Annotated in this window: 13 protein-coding genes; 8 read left to right on the plus strand and 5 right to left on the minus strand. The window is 54.3% G+C overall.

Translation table 11 applies throughout. The features are described 5' to 3' along the window. Window positions 1–53 precede the first annotated feature (53 nt). Entirely contained in the window at window positions 54–2,537 is a 2,484-nt protein-coding gene (gene topA, locus HMJ29_RS15780) for a type I DNA topoisomerase (protein ID WP_171592388.1), read from the minus strand. 351 nt (window positions 2,538–2,888) lie between these two features. Between topA and HMJ29_RS15785 the strand changes: the two genes are divergently transcribed. From HMJ29_RS15785 to HMJ29_RS15820, 8 genes are all read left to right on the plus strand, one after another. Next, window positions 2,889–7,241, plus strand: coding sequence for a methyl-accepting chemotaxis protein (locus HMJ29_RS15785; protein WP_171592389.1), 4,353 nt, complete (start codon window positions 2,889–2,891; stop codon window positions 7,239–7,241). Window positions 7,242–7,314: 73 nt separating this feature from the next. Next, window positions 7,315–7,842 (plus strand): chemotaxis protein CheW, encoded by a 528-nt coding sequence (locus tag HMJ29_RS15790; protein ID WP_171592390.1) that lies wholly within the window; start codon window positions 7,315–7,317, stop codon window positions 7,840–7,842. A 52-nt stretch (window positions 7,843–7,894) separates the two neighbouring features. Next, complete coding sequence (locus HMJ29_RS15795; protein ID WP_171592391.1) at window positions 7,895–8,278, plus strand: response regulator; 384 nt, start codon at window positions 7,895–7,897, stop codon at window positions 8,276–8,278. Window positions 8,279–8,346: 68 nt separating this feature from the next. Further along, a complete protein-coding gene (locus tag HMJ29_RS15800; RefSeq protein WP_171592392.1) occupies window positions 8,347–9,429 on the plus strand; it encodes a chemotaxis protein CheB in 1,083 nt (360 codons plus the stop codon). After that, on the plus strand, window positions 9,426–11,057 hold the full coding sequence (locus HMJ29_RS15805) for a chemotaxis protein CheA (protein WP_171592393.1): 1,632 nt from the start codon (window positions 9,426–9,428) through the stop codon (window positions 11,055–11,057). Before HMJ29_RS15800 ends, HMJ29_RS15805 begins: the two co-directional genes overlap by 4 nt. 65 nt (window positions 11,058–11,122) lie before the next feature. Beyond that, window positions 11,123–11,758 (plus strand): chemotaxis protein CheC, encoded by a 636-nt coding sequence (locus tag HMJ29_RS15810; protein WP_244679158.1) that lies wholly within the window; start codon window positions 11,123–11,125, stop codon window positions 11,756–11,758. Between the two features lie 134 nt (window positions 11,759–11,892). Then, window positions 11,893–12,987, plus strand: a complete 1,095-nt coding sequence (gene speB / locus HMJ29_RS15815) for an agmatinase (protein ID WP_171592394.1) — start codon at window positions 11,893–11,895, stop codon at window positions 12,985–12,987. A gap of 97 nt (window positions 12,988–13,084) precedes the next feature. Further along, window positions 13,085–13,420, plus strand: coding sequence for a phage holin family protein (locus HMJ29_RS15820; RefSeq protein WP_171592395.1), 336 nt, complete (start codon window positions 13,085–13,087; stop codon window positions 13,418–13,420). Window positions 13,421–13,490: 70 nt separating this feature from the next. On the opposite strand, the gene HMJ29_RS15825 is transcribed toward HMJ29_RS15820, so the two are convergent. From HMJ29_RS15825 to HMJ29_RS15840, 4 genes are all read right to left on the minus strand, one after another. Then, a complete protein-coding gene (locus tag HMJ29_RS15825; protein ID WP_171592396.1) occupies window positions 13,491–14,405 on the minus strand; it encodes a DUF4349 domain-containing protein in 915 nt (304 codons plus the stop codon). Between the two features lie 143 nt (window positions 14,406–14,548). Further along, on the minus strand, window positions 14,549–15,853 hold the full coding sequence (gene murA / locus HMJ29_RS15830; protein WP_171592397.1) for a UDP-N-acetylglucosamine 1-carboxyvinyltransferase: 1,305 nt from the start codon (window positions 15,851–15,853) through the stop codon (window positions 14,549–14,551). A 107-nt stretch (window positions 15,854–15,960) separates the two neighbouring features. Beyond that, a complete protein-coding gene (locus HMJ29_RS15835; protein WP_171592398.1) occupies window positions 15,961–16,671 on the minus strand; it encodes a DUF4290 domain-containing protein in 711 nt (236 codons plus the stop codon). Between the two features lie 393 nt (window positions 16,672–17,064). Then, window positions 17,065–19,317 carry an ATP-dependent helicase gene (locus HMJ29_RS15840; protein ID WP_171592399.1) on the minus strand — a complete coding sequence of 751 codons (2,253 nt, stop codon included), beginning with the start codon at window positions 19,315–19,317 and terminating at the stop codon, window positions 17,065–17,067. Window positions 19,318–19,825: the final 508 nt, after the last annotated feature.

The raw sequence follows: 19,825 nt of genomic DNA on the forward strand, positions 1-19,825 counted from the left end.
GCCCCAACCAGTACGGTTGAGGCCTTACACTTTATCAAGCCATTGGTAAAAGCTTACTTAGCCTTTGTGGCTGCCTTCTTGGTAGCAGTACCGGTAGCTTTTTTGGCCGCTGGTTTCTTAGCAGCAGTTTTTTTAGCTGCTGGGGCCTTTTTGGCGGGTTTATCAGCGGCATCTTCAGCTGATGTAGCAGGTGCTTTTTTAGCACCGAAGCGGCCACCTTTTGCAGGCTTATCCGGGGTGGCAGCAGCCAACTCCAAACAGCGTTCCAGCGTAAGCGCCGCGGGCTCCTCACCTTTAGGGATTTTTACATTCTTCTTGCCCGCCACAATGTATGGCCCAAAACGACCATTAAGCACCTGAACTTCCGGGTTCTCGGGGAAGTCCTTGATCAGGCGTTCAGCATCAGCTTTGCGCTTCGCCTCAATCAGGTCAATTGCTTCCTGCGCCGTAATGGTGTGGGGGTCCTGCTCCTTCGTGAGCGAGTAGAACTTGCTATCATGACGGATATAAGGGCCGAAGCGCCCGAGGGCTGCCGTCATGTCTTTATCCTCAAACTGGCCTACAATACGTGGCAGCTTAAATAAATCAAGAGCTTCTTCGAGGGTAATGTTCTCGATGAATTGTCCCTTGCGCAAGCTGGCGTACACGGCTTTTTCCTCTGAACCTTCCAGGGGTTCAATCTGTACATAAGGGCCAAACCGGCCCAAACGAGCCGTTAGCTTCTGGCCTGTTTCGGGATGGGTACCAATGACGCGGGTGCTGCCCAGTGTGCTGCGCTCAATATCCTGGCCTCGTTCCACGGTTTCATGGAAAGTGCCGTAGAAGCCCGCCAGCATATCAGTCCACTGCTCGTGGCCATTGGCAATCTGGTCGAATTCATCTTCTACCTTGGCCGTGAACTGGTAATCCACAATCACTGGAAAGTGCTCCACCAAAAAGTCGTTCACTACCATGGCGGTGTCCGTCGGGAACAGCTTGGCTTTATCGGCTCCGTAGGTTTCCGTTTTCACCTCCGTGTTCACTGTCTCACCTTCCAGCGTGAGTACCCGGAACTTGCGTTCCTTGCCTTCGCGGGAGTCTTTCTCCACGTAGCCCCGCTTCTGAATGGTGCTGATGGTGGGGGCATAGGTAGAGGGCCGGCCGATACCCATTTCCTCCATCTTCTTCACCAGCGAAGCCTCAGTGTAGCGGGCAGCCGGCGAAGCAAAGCGTTCCGTAGCCCGTAGCTGCTGTAGCGGCAGCGCCTGGCCTACCGACAGGGGTGGCAGCCCCCGCGAGAACGTTGACTCCGTGGGGGTTTCGTCCTGCACCTCCTCGTCCTTCGACTCGGAGTAGGCCTTCAAGAAGCCTTCAAAGGTGATAACTTCCCCGGTCGCAGTTAGCATAGTGCCGGGCTGGGTGCTGATGCTGATGGAGGCCACTGTGCGCTCAATCACCGCATCGGCCATCTGCGAGGCCATGGCCCGCTTTCGTATCAGGTCGTACAGGCGTTGCTCCTGCGAGTCAGAGCCGGCTTTTACCAAAGAAAAGTCAGTTGGCCGAATGGCTTCGTGGGCTTCCTGGGCCGAGGCTGATTTGGTTTTGAACTGACGGGTCTGGGCGTACTCAGGGCCATAAGACCGGCTGATTTCGTCTTTGGCGGCGGCCAGCGCATCCTGCGAGAGGTTCACCGAGTCAGTCCGCATGTAGCTGATCTTACCGGCTTCGTAGAGCTTCTGAGCTACGCTCATGGTCTGCGCTACCGAGAAACCAAGTTTGCGCGAGGCCTCCTGTTGCAGAGTGGAGGTAGTGAAGGGTGGCGCCGGGCTCCGTTTGCCGGGCTTCTTCTCCAGGTTCTCAATTGAATAGGAAGCACCTATGCAGCGCTCTAGGAAAGCCTGTGCTTCATCATTGGTCTTAAAACGAGTGGGCAGTTCCGCCTCCAGTACTGCGCCTCGGCCAGCATCAAACTTGGCCACAACGCGGTAAGCAGAGGAAGTTTTAAACTGGTTGATTTCTCGCTCACGCTCCACCACTAGGCGTACCGCAACCGATTGTACCCGCCCCGCCGAAAGCCCGGCCTTCACTTTCTTCCAGAGTACCGGCGAAAGCTCAAAGCCCACTAAGCGGTCAAGCACCCGGCGAGCCTGCTGCGCATTCACTAGATCCAGGTTAATTTCCCGGGGCGTGTCAATAGCATGCAGAATAGCGTTCTTGGTGATTTCCCGGAACACAATGCGGCGGGTCTTGTCGTTGCTCAGGTTAAGCGTTTCCGACAAGTGCCACGAAATGGCTTCCCCTTCACGGTCATCGTCACTAGCTAGCCAAACCATTTCGGCCTCCTTCGCTAGCTTCTTCAGCTGGCTGATTATTTCCCGCTTATCAGCTGAAACGACGTACGTAGGTTTAAACCCATTGGCAATATCAATGGCATTATTATCCTTGGGTAAGTCGCGGACGTGGCCGAAACTAGATTTGACTATGAAGTCCTTGCCCAGGTAACCTTCAATGGTTTTGGCCTTGGCCGGGGACTCTACTATGACTAAATTTTTGACCATACAAAGAGCAAGTGACTGCTAAGGCTAAAGCTGTTTATTATAGGAAAACGGCAGCCACGGCGTAAAGTTGAATTTTGCCGCAAAGATGCTGGAATAATCCGTTGCAACGCTGCCGTTAAAGTAAAATGCTTTGTGAGTGTATACTATAAGGAGTAAAAGGTGGGGTTGGTTCAAAGGCTGCGGTAACGCAATAGGTTAAGGATCCGCTACTTAGTATTTTTAAGGAAGTTTTTTGCTGTTTAGATGGCTGCAAAGCTGCATTTGCTACCTTTGTCAGTCTTGGAACTCGTCCATCAGTAGTTCCGTTTGTGCACCGCCTCATCACAGAGGTTTCGCCACTACTCCTCGTTTATGGCCTCAGCTAAGATGCCCAAGAACACCCGTCCGGAAGCCGATACCCCGGAAACGCTAGATACGTTGGCCTCTGCGCCCGCTACCAACGGTTCGATGCCTCCTTCGCGCACTTCAGATAATTCAACGCGCAAGCGTGGCAGCAGTCCGAACATAAGCTCGACTGCTGATTCTGATTACGTGAATGAACAGCTGAACCGGGTGCTGTATGCCCTCGATGCCTTCAAAAAAGGCGACGTATCGGTGCGACTCACCAAGCAGAACGATGACATCTTCGCGGAAATAGCCGAGGCCTACAATTCCATGGTGGAGATGATTGGCGGCGTAGGTGGCGAGGTGTCGCGCATCTCGAAGGTAGCAGGGGTAGAGGGTAACCTCAAGGCCCGTGCCTCGGCCGACAATGCCGCTGGCTTCTGGCGTGACATGATCAATAACATCAACGGTCTGGTTGATAGTATTGCTGTTCCGGTACTTGAGGTGGGCAAGGTGTTGAAGAACATCAGCAAGGGCAACCTGGATGAAACCTTCCAGATTCCCGTATCCGGCGACTTTAAGGTGATGGCCGAAACCATCAACAAGACCATTGACAACCTGAACCTGTTTGCCGGCGAGGTAACCCGGGTAGCTCAGGAAGTAGGTACCGAAGGAAAGCTGGGTGGACAAGCTTCTGTGCCAAACGTAGGGGGTATCTGGAAGGAGTTGACGGACAACGTAAACTACATGGCCTCGAACCTGACCTCTCAGGTACGAGACATTGCCAATGTGGCCACCGCGGTTGCGAAGGGCGACCTGACGCAGAAAATCACGGTGGACGTGAAAGGGGAACTGCTGCAGTTGAAGCAGAACCTGAACCAGATGGTGGACTCGCTCAACCTGTTCGCCGGCGAGGTAACCCGCGTGGCCCAGGAAGTGGGTACCGAAGGAAAGCTGGGTGGACAAGCTTCCGTTCCGAATGTAGGTGGCGTGTGGAAACAACTCACCGATAACGTAAACACCATGGCCTCGAACCTGACGTTGCAGGTACGAGACATTGCCAACGTGGCCACCGCGGTTGCGAAGGGCGACCTGACGCAGAAAATCACGGTGGACGTGAAAGGGGAACTGCTGCAGTTGAAGCAGAACCTGAACCAGATGGTGGACTCGCTTAACCTGTTCGCCGGCGAGGTAACCCGCGTGGCCCAGGAAGTAGGTACCGAAGGCCGCCTTGGCGGCCAAGCTGTGGTACCAAACGTAGCCGGCGTATGGAAGGAGTTGACGGACAACGTAAACTACATGGCCTCGAACCTGACGCTGCAGGTGCGAGACATTGCCAACGTGGCCACGGCCGTAGCCAAAGGTGACCTAAGCCAAAAGATTACGGTGGACGTGAAAGGGGAACTGCTGCAGTTGAAGCAGAACCTGAACCAGATGGTGGACTCGCTCAACCTGTTCGCCGGCGAGGTAACCCGCGTAGCACTTGAGGTAGGTACCGAAGGAAAGCTGGGTGGGCAGGCCTCTGTACCAAACGTGGCCGGCGTATGGAAGGAGTTGACGGACAACGTAAACTACATGGCCTCGAACCTGACGTTGCAGGTACGAGACATTGCCAACGTGGCTACCGCGGTTGCTCGCGGCGACTTGAGTCAGAAGATGACTGTAGATGTAAAAGGAGAAATCCTGGAGCTGAAGAACATCCTGAATCAGATGGTGGACTCGCTCAACATCTTCGGTGATGAAGTAACCCGCGTAGCTCGCGAAGTAGGTACCGAAGGTAAACTGGGTGGCCAGGCTAACGTGCCCCGCGTAGGTGGTACCTGGAAGGAACTGACGGACAACGTAAATACGATGGCCTCGAACCTGACGTTGCAGGTGCGAGACATTGCTAATGTAGCCACGGCCGTAGCCAAAGGTGACCTAACCCAGAAGATGACAGTAGATGTGAAAGGCGAGATTCTCGACTTGAAAAACATCCTGAATCAGATGGTAGACTCGCTCAACATCTTTGCTGGCGAGGTAACCCGGGTGGCCCGTGAAGTAGGTACCGAGGGTATCCTGGGCGGTCAGGCCAATGTGCCGAGTGTATCAGGTACCTGGAAAGACCTGACCGACAACGTAAATACGATGGCCTCGAACCTGACCTCTCAGGTACGAGACATTGCTAACGTGGCCACTGCCGTAGCCCGCGGCGACCTAAGCCAGAAGGTGACAGTAAACGTACGCGGCGAGCTGTTGCAGCTGAAGGAAAACCTCAACCAGATGGTGGACTCGCTGAACACATTCGGCGACGAAGTAACCCGCGTGGCCCGTGAAGTAGGCACGGAAGGCCGCCTCGGTGGTCAGGCCGTAGTGCCAAACGTGCGCGGTACCTGGAAAGACCTGACGGATAACGTAAATACCATGGCAGCTTCGCTCACCTCTCAGGTGCGAGATATTGCCAACGTAACCACCGCCGTAGCCCGCGGTGATCTAAGCCAGAAAGTATCCGTTGATGTTAAAGGCGAGCTGCTCGACCTGAAAGACAACATCAACCGAATGGTGGACTCGCTCAACATCTTTGCTGGCGAGGTAACCCGCGTGGCTCAGGAAGTAGGTACTGAAGGCCGCCTCGGCGGCCAGGCCAACGTGCCAAACGTATCAGGGGTATGGAAAGACCTGACTGACAACGTAAACACTATGGCGGCCAACCTGACCACTCAGGTACGGGGCCTAGTGAAAGTAGTAACGGCCGTATCGCAGGGTGACTTGACCCAGAAGCTGACGCTGGACGCCAAAGGCGAAGTAGCTGATCTGGCCGAGACCATCAACCGAATGGTAGATGACCTGAACCGTCTGGCCGTAGAGGTTAGCCGCGTGGCAAAAGTAGCCGGGGTAGAAGGCAAGCTGACCGAGCGGGCAACTGTGAGTGACGTGAGCGGCTCCTGGAAAGAGCTCGTTGACACGCTGAATGCCCTGATTGAGTCGATTGCCTCGCCGGTACTGGAAGTAAGCCGCGTGGTTCGGGCCATCTCAGAAGGTGACCTTACCCAACAGGTAGAAATTCAGACTGCCGGTGATATTCTGGCTATGTCGAACGCCTTGAACTTGGCCGTAGACAACCTCAATGAGCTACTCGGCGAAATCAATGAGTCGTCGCAGATTGTGGGGGAGTCGTCGGAGGAGATGGTGGTGAAAGGGCAGGAGATGAGCCGTGTTACTGTTGATGTGGCCTTAGCCATGCAACAAATGGCAGAAGGTGCTCAGAACCAGGCTCTCAAAACTGACCAGGCCTTCAAGCTGATTGAAGAAATCATGCAGGCCACCAAGGAAACAGCTGGCAAGGCCGATGTGGGTATTAAAGCCGCAATCCTGGGTGAGCAAACCTCGCAGCTGGGTTTGAAAACGGTAGCGGAAGTGGTGAAGAACATGGAGGAAATCAGCAGTGCTGCTGCTCAAACCTCTAAAACCATTGAAGTTCTGAGCACCCGCTCTGGGGAAATCAGCAAGTCACTGGGCGTTATCACCGACATTGCTGCGCAAACCAACCTGCTGGCTTTGAACGCGGCCATTGAAGCGGCCCGCGCCGGGGAAGCTGGCCGTGGTTTTGCGGTAGTAGCTGAAGAAATCCGGAAGCTGGCTGAAGGGTCCCGCAAGTCGGCCAACGAAATTGCCACGCTGGTAGAGGACGTTCGCAAGGACACCACCTCCGCCGCCACCGCAATTTCAACCATGGAAGGCCGGGTACTCAAAGGCAAGAACGCTACGTTTGAAGCTAGCTCGGCCTTTAAGAACATTGCCACCAGCAGCGGCGAAACCCTGCGCACTTCCCGCGACATTCTGACGGCAACCGAGATCCAAAAGACCTCGATTGGCGACGTAGTAAAGTACGTAGAAGAAGTAGTAGCCATTGCGGAGCAAACTGCTACCGGTACCCAGCAGGTGGCCGGTACTGCTAAACAGCTCTCTACTTCTATGCAGGAGCTTACCACCAGCAGCCAGAATCTGACTGATATTGCCGATGACCTGCAGCTAGGCCTCTCAGCCTTCCAGCTGATGGAAGATCTGGAGCCGGAGCCGGAACCTGAGCCCATCCGGCGGGTTACCCGTCGGAGTACGGCCCCTGCTACTGCTGCCCCAGCCGCAACCGCTTCGCGGCCAATGCGCCGCACTGGTGTTGCCGTGCAACCTGAGCCGGAGCCAGAGCCCAAATCGGCGGTGCGCCGGGCAGCTTCGCGCCGTAAAGGAGCGGAAGCCGCAGAGGCAGCGGAAGCTAAAGCAGCACAGGAGGCTAAGCCACGCCGGAATTCGTCTCGAAAGGCAAATACGCCTGACTCAACGGAAAACGGGGCTGCAGTTCCCGAGGCAAAGACCCGTAAGTCGAAAAGTAAAGCAAAATAACCCTACTACTTGTCTTGGACGCGGCCCCCATCTATCCTAAGATAGTTTGGGGTGCTGCTCCCTCATTTTAGGTATGCCCGACGCCGATAAGAACGCCAAACAAGAAGCGGTTATCCAGCTTATCGTTTTCCGATTGGGAGATGAAGAGTATGGTATTCGTATTGAGCAAGTGAAGGAGGTAACCATTACCCCCGAAATTGCTCGCATGCCCAAAACCCCCTCCTTCGTGAAGGGTATTGCCAATTTGCGGGGTGATATCATCACCATAATTGACCTGGAGGAGCGGTTTCAGTTGCGGGCCGCCACCGCTGAACCAGCCGGAATTACCTATACCCTGGCTATTGAAGCCAAGGACTACACCATTGGCATTATGGTGCGGGAGGTGCCACAGCCCCTATCAATTCCGGTGTCAATTATTGAAAAGGCTCCCGAGTTCATCCAAGACATTAACATCCACGACAAATACATTGAAGGAATTGCCAAGATCAACGGCCGCATAGTGGTGGTCTTGGATATGCTAAAGCTGCTCACCCCCGCGGAAATAATGCAGTTGCAGCCAAAAGCAGAATCTTCCGCTGCAGCTACGCGTACAAAGGCCTAACCAAAGGCATTGTCCAGCTTCCTTCCTTTTCTTCTGAAATACCTCTTCTCTTATGAAAAACCGCATTCTCATCGTCGACGATTCTTTCTACATGCGCACGATGCTCAAGAACATGCTCACCGATGCCGGCTATGATGTGGTAGGAGAGGCGGCTAATGGCCAGCAGGCTCTGGAACTTGCAACCCAAACTAAACCCGACCTGATTACGCTTGACGTTATTCTGCCCGATAACACTGGCCTAGACGTACTGAAAGGTATTCGGCAGGAGCAGCCTGACGTAAAAGTGGTTATGTGTTCCGCCGTAGGCCAGGAGGTAATTGTAAACGAGGCCCTAGAGAGCGGTGCAACTGCCTACATTGTAAAGCCTTTCTCCGAGGAGAAAGTGCTGGAAATTGTAGGAAGCGCCTTGCAGGATTCAGAGTCGAGTCAAGCTTAGCTCAGGCTGCTTACGCCTGCTTAGCTACCCATTTTGGTAGCTGATCTACATAATCCGCACTTTTTTCCGTGCTCAACACAACTCCCTCTTTCACCTTATTGCTCGGCAACCTGCCCACTTTTGTGTCGGCAGAGCTCACGCGGCTGTTGCATGCTGCCCCCTCTATGCGGGTAGTGGGCACAGCCGTGAGTGCAGATGAACTGGCCCGCCAGGCGCGGCGCTTGCAGCCAAGCTTAGTGGTGGTAGGGGAAAGCCAACTATTGGGTTTAGAGCAACTACGCCGCCATTACAATGGTCCCGTGTTGCTGTATACTACTCAGGCACCCTTGCCGGGTATGCTGAGGGAAGTGGCTCGCTTTGGCGTGAATGATTACCTCTCGGCAGCACCCTTGCACGATGGGTCAAAAATTGCAGAATGGGGACGCCAGGTCAGGCGGAAAGTGCAGGCTGCCCTGCCCAAGACTACAGCTTCTGTTGCTGCAAGTAGTGTGCTACGCCGGCAGGCTACTCCGTTACCGCCCCAAGGTGTGGTAGTAATTGGCGGTTCTACCGGGGCAGCTACTGCCGTTGAGCAGGTGCTGCGGGCATTGCCTGCTGATTTTGAATGGGCAGTTTTAGTAGCCGTGCATTTGCCCGTTTCTTTCACCCAAACGCTGGTTGAAAGGCTACGCCGGGCATCAATGATGCCCGTGCAGGCCGCCACCGAAGGTGCAATCTTGGAGGCCGGCAAGGTATTAGTTGCTCCCGGCGGCTTTAACTGTGCCATTAAGGCGAGTGGTAATTATCCATGGCTGGGGTGGCAGGTAAATTTCGTGCAGGAAGCCAGCCTGGAAATACCTTCAGTTGATATTCTTATGCAATCAGCAGCCCAGAGTGTAGGGCGCAATGTGCTGGGCGTAATTTTAACTGGCTTAGGTTACGATGGCACTGCGGGTGCCCGATCCATACGGGAAAAAGGAGGTGCTGTGCTGGCCCAGGATGAAGCCACCTCAGCTGTATTTGGCATGCCTAAGTCGGCGATTCAAGCCGGTTATGTTACGGCTGTAGCGCCATTGGCTGCCATCGCTGACCTCGTGTTAGGTCACGTGCGCACCCAGGCTACCAGCCGCATTAGTTTTGCTTCCGCTCCTTCCCAAGCTTTGTCACGATGAAGTCGAGGGAACAGGAGTACCGCGAGATATTTATGGCGGAGGCGCTCGAGTATTACGACGCCATGAGCCGCCACATCAGTGAGCTGGAACGCAACCCTTCTGATGAGCCCGCCCTGAATGAGCTTTTCCGGCTCATGCACAACCTGAAATCTAACGCCCGGGCAATGGGCTACACCCAAATTGGGGAGGCTGCCCACCATATGGAGACCATCTTCGGACTGATCCGAAGCAAGGATATGGCCTTCACAGGGCCCGTGGTACCTGTGCTGTTCGATGGTATTGACACCATTGGAGAAATGGTGCGCGCTGTGGGGGCCGAGCAGGAAACACCGGATATTTCCCGCCTGCTTGAAAACCTGGACCGCCTGAGCAAAGGCGAAGCGCCCATTCTGGACGAGGAAGAAGAGGAGGAAGAGGAAGCCAACCGCAAGCTTGAGCTGTCTGATCTGGTATACATCCAAATCAAGAAGCTTGACCACTTGCTCAACTTGGTGGGCGAATTAATTATTGACCGCGACCGAATCCTGACGCTTAGCCAGGAGATTGGTAACCCGGCCCTGGTGGCCGCGGCAGCACACTTCTCACGCATCGCCGATGACCTACAGTACAGCGTGATGGATGCGCGCCTGGTGGGAGTAGGCTCACTGTTCAACAAGTTCCCGCGGGTAGTGCGTGACGTAGCTACCGCCGAGCAGAAGGATGTGGAGCTGACAGTTATTGGTGAGGACATCCAGATTGACCGCAACATTCTGCAAATCATCACTGACTCTTTGCTGCATCTGGTGCGCAATGCTATAGGGCACGGCTTAGAAACTTCAGAAGAGCGAATAGCCGCTGGTAAAGCAGCGCAGGCAAACCTCACCCTTTCTGCTCAAACGGAACGCGACGACGTACTGATTCAGGTGATTGATGACGGGCGTGGTATTGACGTAGAAAGTGTGCGCCGCAAAGCCGTAGAGCGGGGCCTAATTGGAGCCGAAGCTGCTGCTACGCTTGACGATGATGCCGTCCGAGCTTTCCTGTTTGAGCCCGGCTTTTCAATGGCGAAGGAAGTCACGGAAATATCAGGTCGGGGCGTGGGCCTCGATGTGGTGAAGTTGGCAATCGACTCGTTGGGCGGGCAGTTGCGCGTAGATTCGGTGCTAGGCCAGGGTACTACGTTCACGCTGGTTCTTCCCACCTCAATTGCAGTAAAGGGCGCACTCTTGTTTGTGCTTGAGGAGCGCAACTACGCTATTCCGCTTATGCACACCGACTCCGTAGTGTCGTTGATGCCGGATGATTTCCATGTGGTGGGCGGCATGCTGCTGGCCCGCGTGCAGGATGAAAACTTAGCGGTGGTGCCGTTGCGCCGCCTGCTTCATAACGGTGATGGGCCGTTGCCGCCGGCCAGCAAAGCAGAACTGAGCGGGCGTCAAGACATCATTATCGTAAATTACAGCAACCGCAAACTGGGCCTTATCGTTGATCGTTTCCTGCGTCAGCAAGACATCGTGATTAAACCCATGAGCAAACCGCTGGATACCATTGATTTGTTTGGTGGTGTTACGCTGCTTGGCAGCGGACAAGTATGCCTGGTGCTTGATGTACCGGCGCTTACCCGTTTGTTTTTAGCCCGCCGACCTTAACAACCCTATTGCAGACCTCCGGTTACTAGCCTAGGCCAGTAGCCTCACCAATTGAAAGACTCCCTATGGATTTGCACATGACGGAACTGGAGCGGGACATTATCCGCGAAATCCTGAACATCGGGTTGGCTCGCGCCGCCGATTCGTTCGCGGTTATTGCCCAGGAAAAGGTGCTGCTTGAGGTTCCTAACCTAAACATTGTTTCGGGCCGAAGCATCCTGGAGAAGGTGCGGGAACTGCAGGAGCAGCATGTCATTATCCAGTCTGACATTCGGGGGGAGTTCAATGGCACTACGCTCATGTTCTTTTCTGGCCAGCATGTGCAGCGTCTTTCGCGCGTGTGCCTCCGCATGACCACTTCTGACTCCATTAAGATTGATGAGATGCAGGAGTCGTTGCTATTGGAAATCAGTAACATCATTACCGGCGCGCTGGTAACGCAGCTGGCCAATATTTTGAAGGCTAATATATACGGCGCCCCGCCCGTGAATCCGCACGATGATATGGCCAAGGCACTGCAAAGCCTAATGCTGGATCGGCCCATGGTGCAGCCACTGATTTTTAGCGTTATCACGCAGTTTTCAGATAAGGCAAACTCCGTGGAGTTGCCGCTCATGATCTTCTTCGACCGCGATACGTTTGAGAAGATTCTGGAAATCATTCGTACCTATGACTTCATGGGCGGGCAACAGCCTAACTAATGCTTTTACGGGCCGCCAGGCCTCTATTTTCGTTCTTGTGGCCTCCGGTGCTGGGGCAGAGCTACTTGGCTCTGGGCTAGTGCAGCGGAGGCCGCGGCCTTTCTTGCTTTACCTACCCTCACTTTTTCCTTCCTATGACTGATTCGACCAAATCTTCTCTGGAACAGAAACTTGCCAGCTTCGACCCAAATGCCCTCGGCGACTCCGCCGGTGGTATCTTTGGTTTGCCCTTTACACCCGAAGAAGCCCAGGTTGTAGTAGTGCCCGTACCATGGGAAGTTACCGTGTCGTACCGCGCGGGTACCGCCGAAGGACCCGCCGCCATTCGGGAGGCCTCCCTGCAGGTTGACCTCTATGACCCAGACTTGCCCGACGCCTGGCGCATGGGCCTGGCCATGGAAGAGCCCGATGAGCAAATTGCAGCGCAAAGCCTGGAGCTACGCCCAACCGCCGAAGAATATATTGGCTGGCTGGAAGACGGCGAGCCGGAGGAGGCGCATGCCCAGTTCTCAGATGTCCCTGCACGCATTGGGGTTAAAGGCTTAGCCTTGCTGGAGTGGCTGAAAGCCAAAACTGGGGCCTTACTCGATGCCGGTAAAGGCGTGGTAGTGCTGGGCGGCGACCATAGCACCCCCCTGGGCTATATGCACGCTTTGGCAGAGCGCCATGAAGAGTTTGGCATTCTGCAGATTGATGCTCACTGCGACCTGCGCCCCGCTTACGAGGGCTTTGAATACTCCCATGCTTCTATCATGTATAACGCTCTCAAGCTCCCGCAGGTAAAGAAGCTGGTGCAGGTTGGCATCCGCGACTACTGCCAGCAGGAGGCCGAGTACATTGAGCAAAGCAATGGCCGCGTAGCCCTCTTCGCCGACCGTTTCCTGCAGGCCGAGATGCTGGGTGGGAAATCCTGGAAGAAGGAGTGCAAGAAGATTATTGCTCAACTACCCCAGAAGGTCTACCTGAGCTTTGATATAGATGGGCTCGACCCCAAACTGTGCCCCGGCACGGGCACGCCCGTACCGGGTGGCCTGGAGTTTGAGCAGGCCTTATATCTGTTGCGCATGGTAGTACGCTCAGGCCGTATCATCATCGGCTGCGACCTGAACGAGGTGGCGCCCGGCGACACGGAGTGGAACGCCATTGTAGGAGCCCGCCTGCTCTACCATATGGCCAACTGGATGGGTGTTTCGCAGGGCCGGTTAAAGGCTCGGCCTACGGAGAAGTAGCCAGAACCCAACGCATGCGGGGTTTTTGCGTATCGGAGTATAGTCTTATTCCTATGGGCTTAGCAACTCTCTCCTCAACTCAACCCCTACACCAATCATGGGATTTATTCTCAAGTTTCTGCTCTCAGCCATCATTACCTATGTGTTGGCTAAATTCCTGCCAGGCTCTCACATTGGCGGCTTCAGTGATGCCATTATCCTAGTCATCGTACTGGCTATTCTGAACGCGGTTGTTAAGCCCATTCTCAAAATCATTGGTTTCCCAATCACCATCTTAACGCTAGGCCTGTTCCTGCTGGTTATTAATGCGTTGATTGTGATGATGGCCAGCTACCTGCTTACAGGGTTTGAAGTAGATGGCTTTGTGTCGGCGTTGATATTCAGTGTCGTGCTCTCCCTGGTTACTGCCGTCATTGACCTGATTTTTGATTAGGCCACTTACAGTCAAATAAAAAGTCCCGCCGGTAGCTACCGGCGGGACTTTTTATTTGACTGTAAGTGGCCTAACCTTCATCTGCTGCCAACTGTGCCCGGCGGCGCTGGCGCTGCCGCCAACTGCGCATGGCAAACAGGCTTACGGCTCCCAGCAACAGCAGCGGCCAGGCTGTCACCAAGGCCAACACTAGTCCAGTCAGCAATTCCCAGCCGTTGTAAAATGCTTGGGTAAAGCGGCTGGCAAAGGAAAGAATGGGGGCATCGGGACGGTTGAGGGGTAGCGTCTGGAAATAGGTAAGAGTAATGGTAGAGTAGCCGATCTGGTCGTTGAGTGTTTTGAGTCGGCTTTCCGTGGATTCTATCTCCTCGCGCACTTGCCCAATCTTTTCTTCAATAGCCAGAATATCAGCAATCTTCTTGGCCTGCGCGAGCAATGCTACATAGCGCTGCTCAACGGCTCGTTTGGTCCGTAGTCGAGCTGACACATCAGCATGTTCTGAAGTAACATCGTCAGTGCTGAGCGTTTTTGATTGGAGAATGCCTAGGCCATTAAGGCTGTTTAGCAGCTTCTGAAATTGGCCTGGTAACACCCGTATTTTCATTTGGTGTTCCCACTGGCCTTCCTGCCGCTCCTCCGAGGCATCCGAGATATAAGCGCCATAGGCATGGGTGAGGCTGTCCATCCGGGCGTTGGTCTTCACCAGGTCGTCTACTTTCACACGCACCTCCGCGTGGTAGATGATTTTGCGAGCAGAAGCGGGGGCAGCCGTGGGAACAGAGCCATCGGTTGGTAGGCCAGGTTGTGGCGCTTCCGGAGCAGGTGGCGCTTCGGGGGGCGGCGGAGCTGATGCATCAAGCTGAGGAGCCTCCATCAATTCAATTGCATGAAGTGCTTTATCCTCCGTGCCAGGCTCCTGCTGCTTACTACAAGCGCTAAAAAGCAAGATGCTGATAGCAAATACATTACATGCGGCAATTTTCATAAGCGTAGTGTATAAAAATGAGATGCCAACTCCACTAATGCTCCTTATAGATGTAACGTCAAGTATAGAAGTATCTGTATACAAGCAAAGAAAAAGCCTGCCCTCGGTTGAAGGCAGGCTTTTACTGAATTATAGGACTAATATTACAAGCGACGAATCTGGGCACCTAGCGCCGTTAGGCGCTTATCGATGTACTGATAACCCCGGTCGATTTGCTCCACGTTTTCGATTACGCTTCGGCCCTCGGCGGAGAGGGCCGCAATTAGTAGGGCCACACCCGCCCGAATGTCGGGGGAGGTCATGGTGATGCCGTGCAAGCGGTTACGCTGGTCGAGGCCGATAACGGTAGCGCGGTGCGGGTCGCAGAGGATAATCTGCGCGCCCATATCAATGAGCTTATCCACAAAGAACAGGCGCGACTCGAACATTTTTTGGTGAATGAGCACCGTGCCTTTGGCCTGAGTAGCTACCACCAAAATTACGCTCAGTAGGTCGGGCGTAAGGCCCGGCCAGGTGTGGTCGGAAATGGTCAGGATGCTGCCGTCGAGGTACGTATCAATCTCGTAGTGCTCTTGGGCCGGTATGAAGATATCGTCGCCACGGAACTCTAACTGAATACCCAGCTTCCGGAAGGTATCCGGGATGAGGCCTAGCTCCTGAATCTGACAGTCTTTAATCGTAATTTCGGAGCCCGTCATGGCCGCCAGGCCAATAAAGGAGCCGATTTCAATCATATCGGGCAGCATGCGGTGCTCAGTGCCTCCCAGGCGCTCCACGCCTTCAATAGTGAGCAGGTTAGAGCCAATACCGCTGATTTTGGCGCCCATGCGCACCAGCATTTTGCAAAGCTGCTGCAAATAAGGTTCACAGGCAGCATTGTAAATGGTAGTAGTGCCTTCGGCCAATACCGCGCCCATTACAATGTTGGCAGTACCGGTTACGGAAGCTTCATCCAGCAGCATATAAGCGCCGTGTAAGCGGCCCTGCGTGCTGATGCGGTAGAAGTCCTTGCCTTCCAGGGTGAGCTTACCGCCCAATTTCTCCAGGCCTACAAAGTGAGTATCCAGGGGACGACGGCCGATTTTGTCGCCGCCGGGCTTAGGAAGCTGGCATTTGCCAAAGCGCGACAACATCGGCCCCAGAATCATAACCGAGCCACGCAACGAGCGGCCCTGTGCAACAAACTCGGGGGTATCGAGATAGTCCAGATTTACGGCGTCAGCCTGAAAGCGGTAGGTGTCTGTTGACAGCTTGCCCACCTTTACGCCCATATCGCGCAGCAGCTCAATGAGCTTATTGACGTCGCGGATATCAGGGATATTGCTGATAGTGACGGGCTCATCGGTGAGCAGAACGGCACATAAAATCTGGAGCGCTTCGTTTTTGGCGCCCTGGGGCACGATTTCGCCTTTCAGCGCTTTACCGCCAATTACTTCAAAAGAGGCCATGTAGGAGAGGTGTTAGAAGCCAAGAGGTAGCAGCAAGAGACTAGAATACGTTTGGGTTCGTTCATTCCAGCGTCGTGGTGCTACCTTACAGCTCCTGCAAAGAAAAATTACTGCGGAGGTTGTTGTGGTTCCTGGCGGCCTTTTTTGCCACCACGGCGCTGCTTATCGCGCCGGTTATTGTTACCGCCGGAGCTACCGCGTCGGTTTTCACGCTCTTGGCGAGGCTGAGGTACGATAAATGGCGCAGGGCGGCCACCGGGGGAAGTAGTAAACTCAAAGAGATTCTGCGCATCCACCTGAGCGGGGTCGAGTGCAAGCTTGCCCGCCGAGAGCTCTTTTAAATGTTTCAGAATGGTGACATCCTTGGCATTTTCCTTGTTGTGGGAGCGGTACAGAAACTTCATAGTCCGCCCAATCACAATAGTAGCTTGCTCACGCTCGGTGGGGTCTTCCAGGGCAATGGCTTGCTCTATGAGCTGCTCCACGGCGCGGCCATACGCCCGCAGTTTGGGCCCCTTGCTGGGGTAGGCCACCCGGGCGGGTTTGGTCTGGTTAGCCGGGGCAGCCAGTGGAAAGGGGCTATCTACGTCAAGCTCACCATCGGCCATTTCAAACAGATGGTTCCACACCTTTTGCTGGCCGTCGGGCTGGTCGCGGAGGCTGGGTTGCAGCCGGAAGATAAGTTGCACGATTTGCTGCGCCCGGCGCGTACGCTCGGCGCGGTCCTCGATGTCGCGGAGCTGCTGGACGAGCTGAAAGGTGCTCTGACCGTACTCACGCTGGAGGAGTTCGTGTTTATGAAGAGAAGGAAGAGTCATAGTGAAGCAAAGGCAGAAAGATTCTGCCGAACAAATATACGCCAATCCGCACCCGTAGGCCTATCTGCGTGAAAGCGCAGCTAAGCTCAGCAGGTGAAGAGGGGAATTGTGGAGGTGAAATTGAATAATTTTTAAGACTTACGTAGTCTTTATTCTTAAGCTGCCGATGCAGAGAGACCAAAATCACGCGCTAGGCCACTATTTGAGTACCGGGTGCAGACTTAAGAACAGGCCCAGATACCTCTGCACAACCAACTTCCTGTACCGTAAGACGCAGGTACGCCAAATTTGTTCGGGAAGCTAGATAGGTCAACTGAAGCAAGGCGAGGAACATAGGAGTGGCCTAGCACTACCCTATACTCCTCGCCTGATCCAGATAAGCTTTAAAGCACGCTATACAATCCGCAGCTTAGCGAAGCTCAACAGCAAGGTTTTCTCGCCCACTTCCTCAAACTGGATGATGGCCTTAACGGAGCCATTCTGGTTTTCCAGCTTAGTTACTTGGCCGAACCCGAACTTTGGGTGCTCCACGCGCTGCCCGTGCTGCAGGTTAGAGGTATCAGAAGGCTGGAAGTCGGAGGGAGCAACATATTTGGTGGCTACGGTTTTGCGGGGGGCGGGGGGCACCAGGTTGCTGCGGCGCTCCAGCACGTGGCCGAAAGGCGAATCCATGGCACCGCCAGCGGGGCTGGCAGAAAACTTGAAATCAACGTATTGAGGGTCGATTTCATCCAGGAAGCGGCTCTTCTCGCAACTGCGCAGGTTGCCCCACTGATAGCGCGAAGTAGCGTAGCTTAGCGTCAGCTTCTTCTCGGCCCGCGTGATGGCCACGTAAAACAAGCGGCGTTCTTCTTCCAGGTCGGCGCGGGAGGTAATCATCATCTGGGAAGGGAAGAGGTTTTCCTCCATACCCACGATGTACACGTTGCGGAACTCCAGACCTTTAGCCGAGTGAATCGTCATGAGCGTCACCTGCTCACCTTCGCTCTGGGCGTCTTTCGTGTCGGCGTCCGTAACCAAGGCAATGTCCTGCAGGAAAGCGCCCAATGATTTGTCTTCGCGCTCGGGGTCCTCGGTGTAGGCCTTCACGCCGTTCAGGAGTTCCTGAATGTTCTCGTAGCGGGAAAGGCCCTCGATGCTTTTATCAGCATAGAGCTCCTCAATCATGCCCGAGTTCTTGGCAATAAATTTCGCGGCTTCAAAGGCGTCTTCTTTAGCTGCTACGGCAGTGTAAGCCTTAATCTTTTCCGCGAAATCAACAATTGGGTTGGCCGTGCGAGCCGGTAGAAACTTGTCGGCGTTGCTGACCACCTCCCAAATGGTATGGTTCGACTCCTCGGCCGCATTAATAAGCTTGGCCAGCGTGGTGTCGCCGATGCCGCGCTTGGGGTAGTTGATGACGCGGCGCAGGGCCTGCTCGTCGTTGGGGTTCACCGTGAGGCGCAGGTAGGCCACTAAGTCCTTAATTTCCTTGCGCTGGTAGAAGCTCAGGCCGCCAACAATCTTATACTTGATATTGAGCTTGCGCAACGATTCTTCCATGGCCCGGCTCTGGGCGTTGGTGCGGTACAGAATGGCAAAGTCATCGTAGGATAGATGGTGGTTCATCTTGTCCTCGTAGATGCTTTGGGCCACCAGCTTGCCCTCCTCGTTATCAGAAGCCGCCTTTAATACTTCAATCAGCGGGCCGTCTTCGTTGTCGGAGAACACGTCTTTGCGCAGCTGAGCCTGGTTGTTTTTGATAACCGAGTTAGCCGCCCACACAATGTTCTTGGTGGAGCGGTAGTTCTGCTCTAGCTTAAACACCTGCAGCTCAGGGTAGTCTTTCTCGAAGTTGAGAATGTTCTGAATATCGGCGCCCCGGAAGGCGTAAATGCTTTGCGCATCATCGCCTACCACGCAGATGTTCCGCTCCTTAGCCGCCAGCTTCCGCGCAATAAGATACTGCGAGTAGTTGGTATCCTGATACTCATCTACCATCACATACTTGAAGATGTTCTGGTACTTGTTCAGCACATCGGGGTGGTCTTTGAACAGGACGTTAGTCTGGTAAAGCAGGTCGTCGAAGTCCATGGCGCCGGCCTTGAAGCAACGCTGCTGATACTGCTGATACAGCACACCAATCTTGGGCCGGAGCGCTGCCTCGTCGTCCTGCTTAATTACCGGGTCGTTAAGGTATTGCTGCACCGAAATCAGCTTGTTCTTTGCCGCTGAAATTCGCCCCAGCACCAAACCGGGCTTGTAGAGCTTATCATCGAGCTCCAGTTCCTTCACAATCTGCGTAATCAGGGTTTTAGAGTCCTGGGTATCATAAATGGTGAAGGAGCGAGGAAAACCGATTTTGTCGGCTTCGGAGCGCAGAATGCGGGCAAAGATGCTGTGGAAGGTACCCATCCACAGATTTTTGGCGTTGGGACCCACTACCTTCTCAATACGGGCGCGCATTTCCTTGGCCGCCTTATTGGTAAAGGTGAGAGCCAGTATATTGTACGGATCAACCCCTTTTTCCAGCAGGTTAGCAATGCGGTAAGTGAGTACCCGGGTTTTGCCCGAGCCGGCACCGGCTATAATCATGCAGGGGCCATCGATTTGCATCACGGCGGCGGCCTGCGAGGGGTTCAATAAAGAGAGATAATCGAGTCCCATTCGGTCAGTTAATCGGAAACTAAGCTTGTTGGCTTGTTAGCAAAGGTAGGGCTTTGAGAGGGGAAAGCCGAGGCCGATTTGCGGTACTGAGTGATGTGCCTTGGTCTAGAAAAGCCAGGAGTACACCAGTCCCATCAGAGCACTCAGGCCAATCCATAAAATCAAATTGACTTTGCCCTCACGCAGCGCCACTATTTATAGCGCTACCCATACCAAGCTAAACCAATCGGGAGCCGCTTGAATTCCCTGGGGCCATACTACGGCCCGCCCCAGGTAACTACTTAGGTTGAGGACTACACCTACCACGGCGCCAGTCACTACGCTCAGAGCAGCAGTAACCCGAGCATCTTGGCGGGTGCGCTCTTCTTGCAGCTAACGACGGCGCTCCACCACGTACTCGTGCATGATGATAATCTGGCCTGTTGGCCCACTAAAGCTGATGAAAACCAGCTTTAGTCAGAAGCGCCCGGCTTCCCGGAAAGACACCGGTTCTGCAAATATTGTTGCA

Origin of the sequence: Hymenobacter taeanensis, from assembly GCF_013137895.1 — a bacterium.
GTDB classification, from domain to species: Bacteria; Bacteroidota; Bacteroidia; order Cytophagales; family Hymenobacteraceae; genus Hymenobacter; species Hymenobacter taeanensis.

Bases quoted from the DNA above. Each gene is read 5' to 3' on its own strand.
- HMJ29_RS15825 (WP_171592396.1), bottom strand. From the start codon at position 14,405: ATGAAAATTGCCGCATGTAATGTATTTGCTATCAGCATCTTGCTTTTT.
- speB (WP_171592394.1), top strand. From the start codon at position 11,893: ATGACTGATTCGACCAAATCTTCTCTGGAACAGAAACTTGCCAGCTTC.
- HMJ29_RS15835 (WP_171592398.1), bottom strand. From the start codon at position 16,671: ATGACTCTTCCTTCTCTTCATAAACACGAACTCCTCCAGCGTGAGTAC.
- murA (WP_171592397.1), bottom strand. From the start codon at position 15,853: ATGGCCTCTTTTGAAGTAATTGGCGGTAAAGCGCTGAAAGGCGAAATC.
- topA (WP_171592388.1), bottom strand. From the start codon at position 2,537: ATGGTCAAAAATTTAGTCATAGTAGAGTCCCCGGCCAAGGCCAAAACC.
- HMJ29_RS15805 (WP_171592393.1), top strand. From the start codon at position 9,426: ATGAAGTCGAGGGAACAGGAGTACCGCGAGATATTTATGGCGGAGGCG.
- HMJ29_RS15785 (WP_171592389.1), top strand. From the start codon at position 2,889: ATGGCCTCAGCTAAGATGCCCAAGAACACCCGTCCGGAAGCCGATACC.
- HMJ29_RS15840 (WP_171592399.1), bottom strand. From the start codon at position 19,317: ATGGGACTCGATTATCTCTCTTTATTGAACCCCTCGCAGGCCGCCGCC.
- HMJ29_RS15795 (WP_171592391.1), top strand. From the start codon at position 7,895: ATGAAAAACCGCATTCTCATCGTCGACGATTCTTTCTACATGCGCACG.
- HMJ29_RS15790 (WP_171592390.1), top strand. From the start codon at position 7,315: ATGCCCGACGCCGATAAGAACGCCAAACAAGAAGCGGTTATCCAGCTT.
- HMJ29_RS15810 (WP_244679158.1), top strand. From the start codon at position 11,123: ATGGATTTGCACATGACGGAACTGGAGCGGGACATTATCCGCGAAATC.
- HMJ29_RS15820 (WP_171592395.1), top strand. From the start codon at position 13,085: ATGGGATTTATTCTCAAGTTTCTGCTCTCAGCCATCATTACCTATGTG.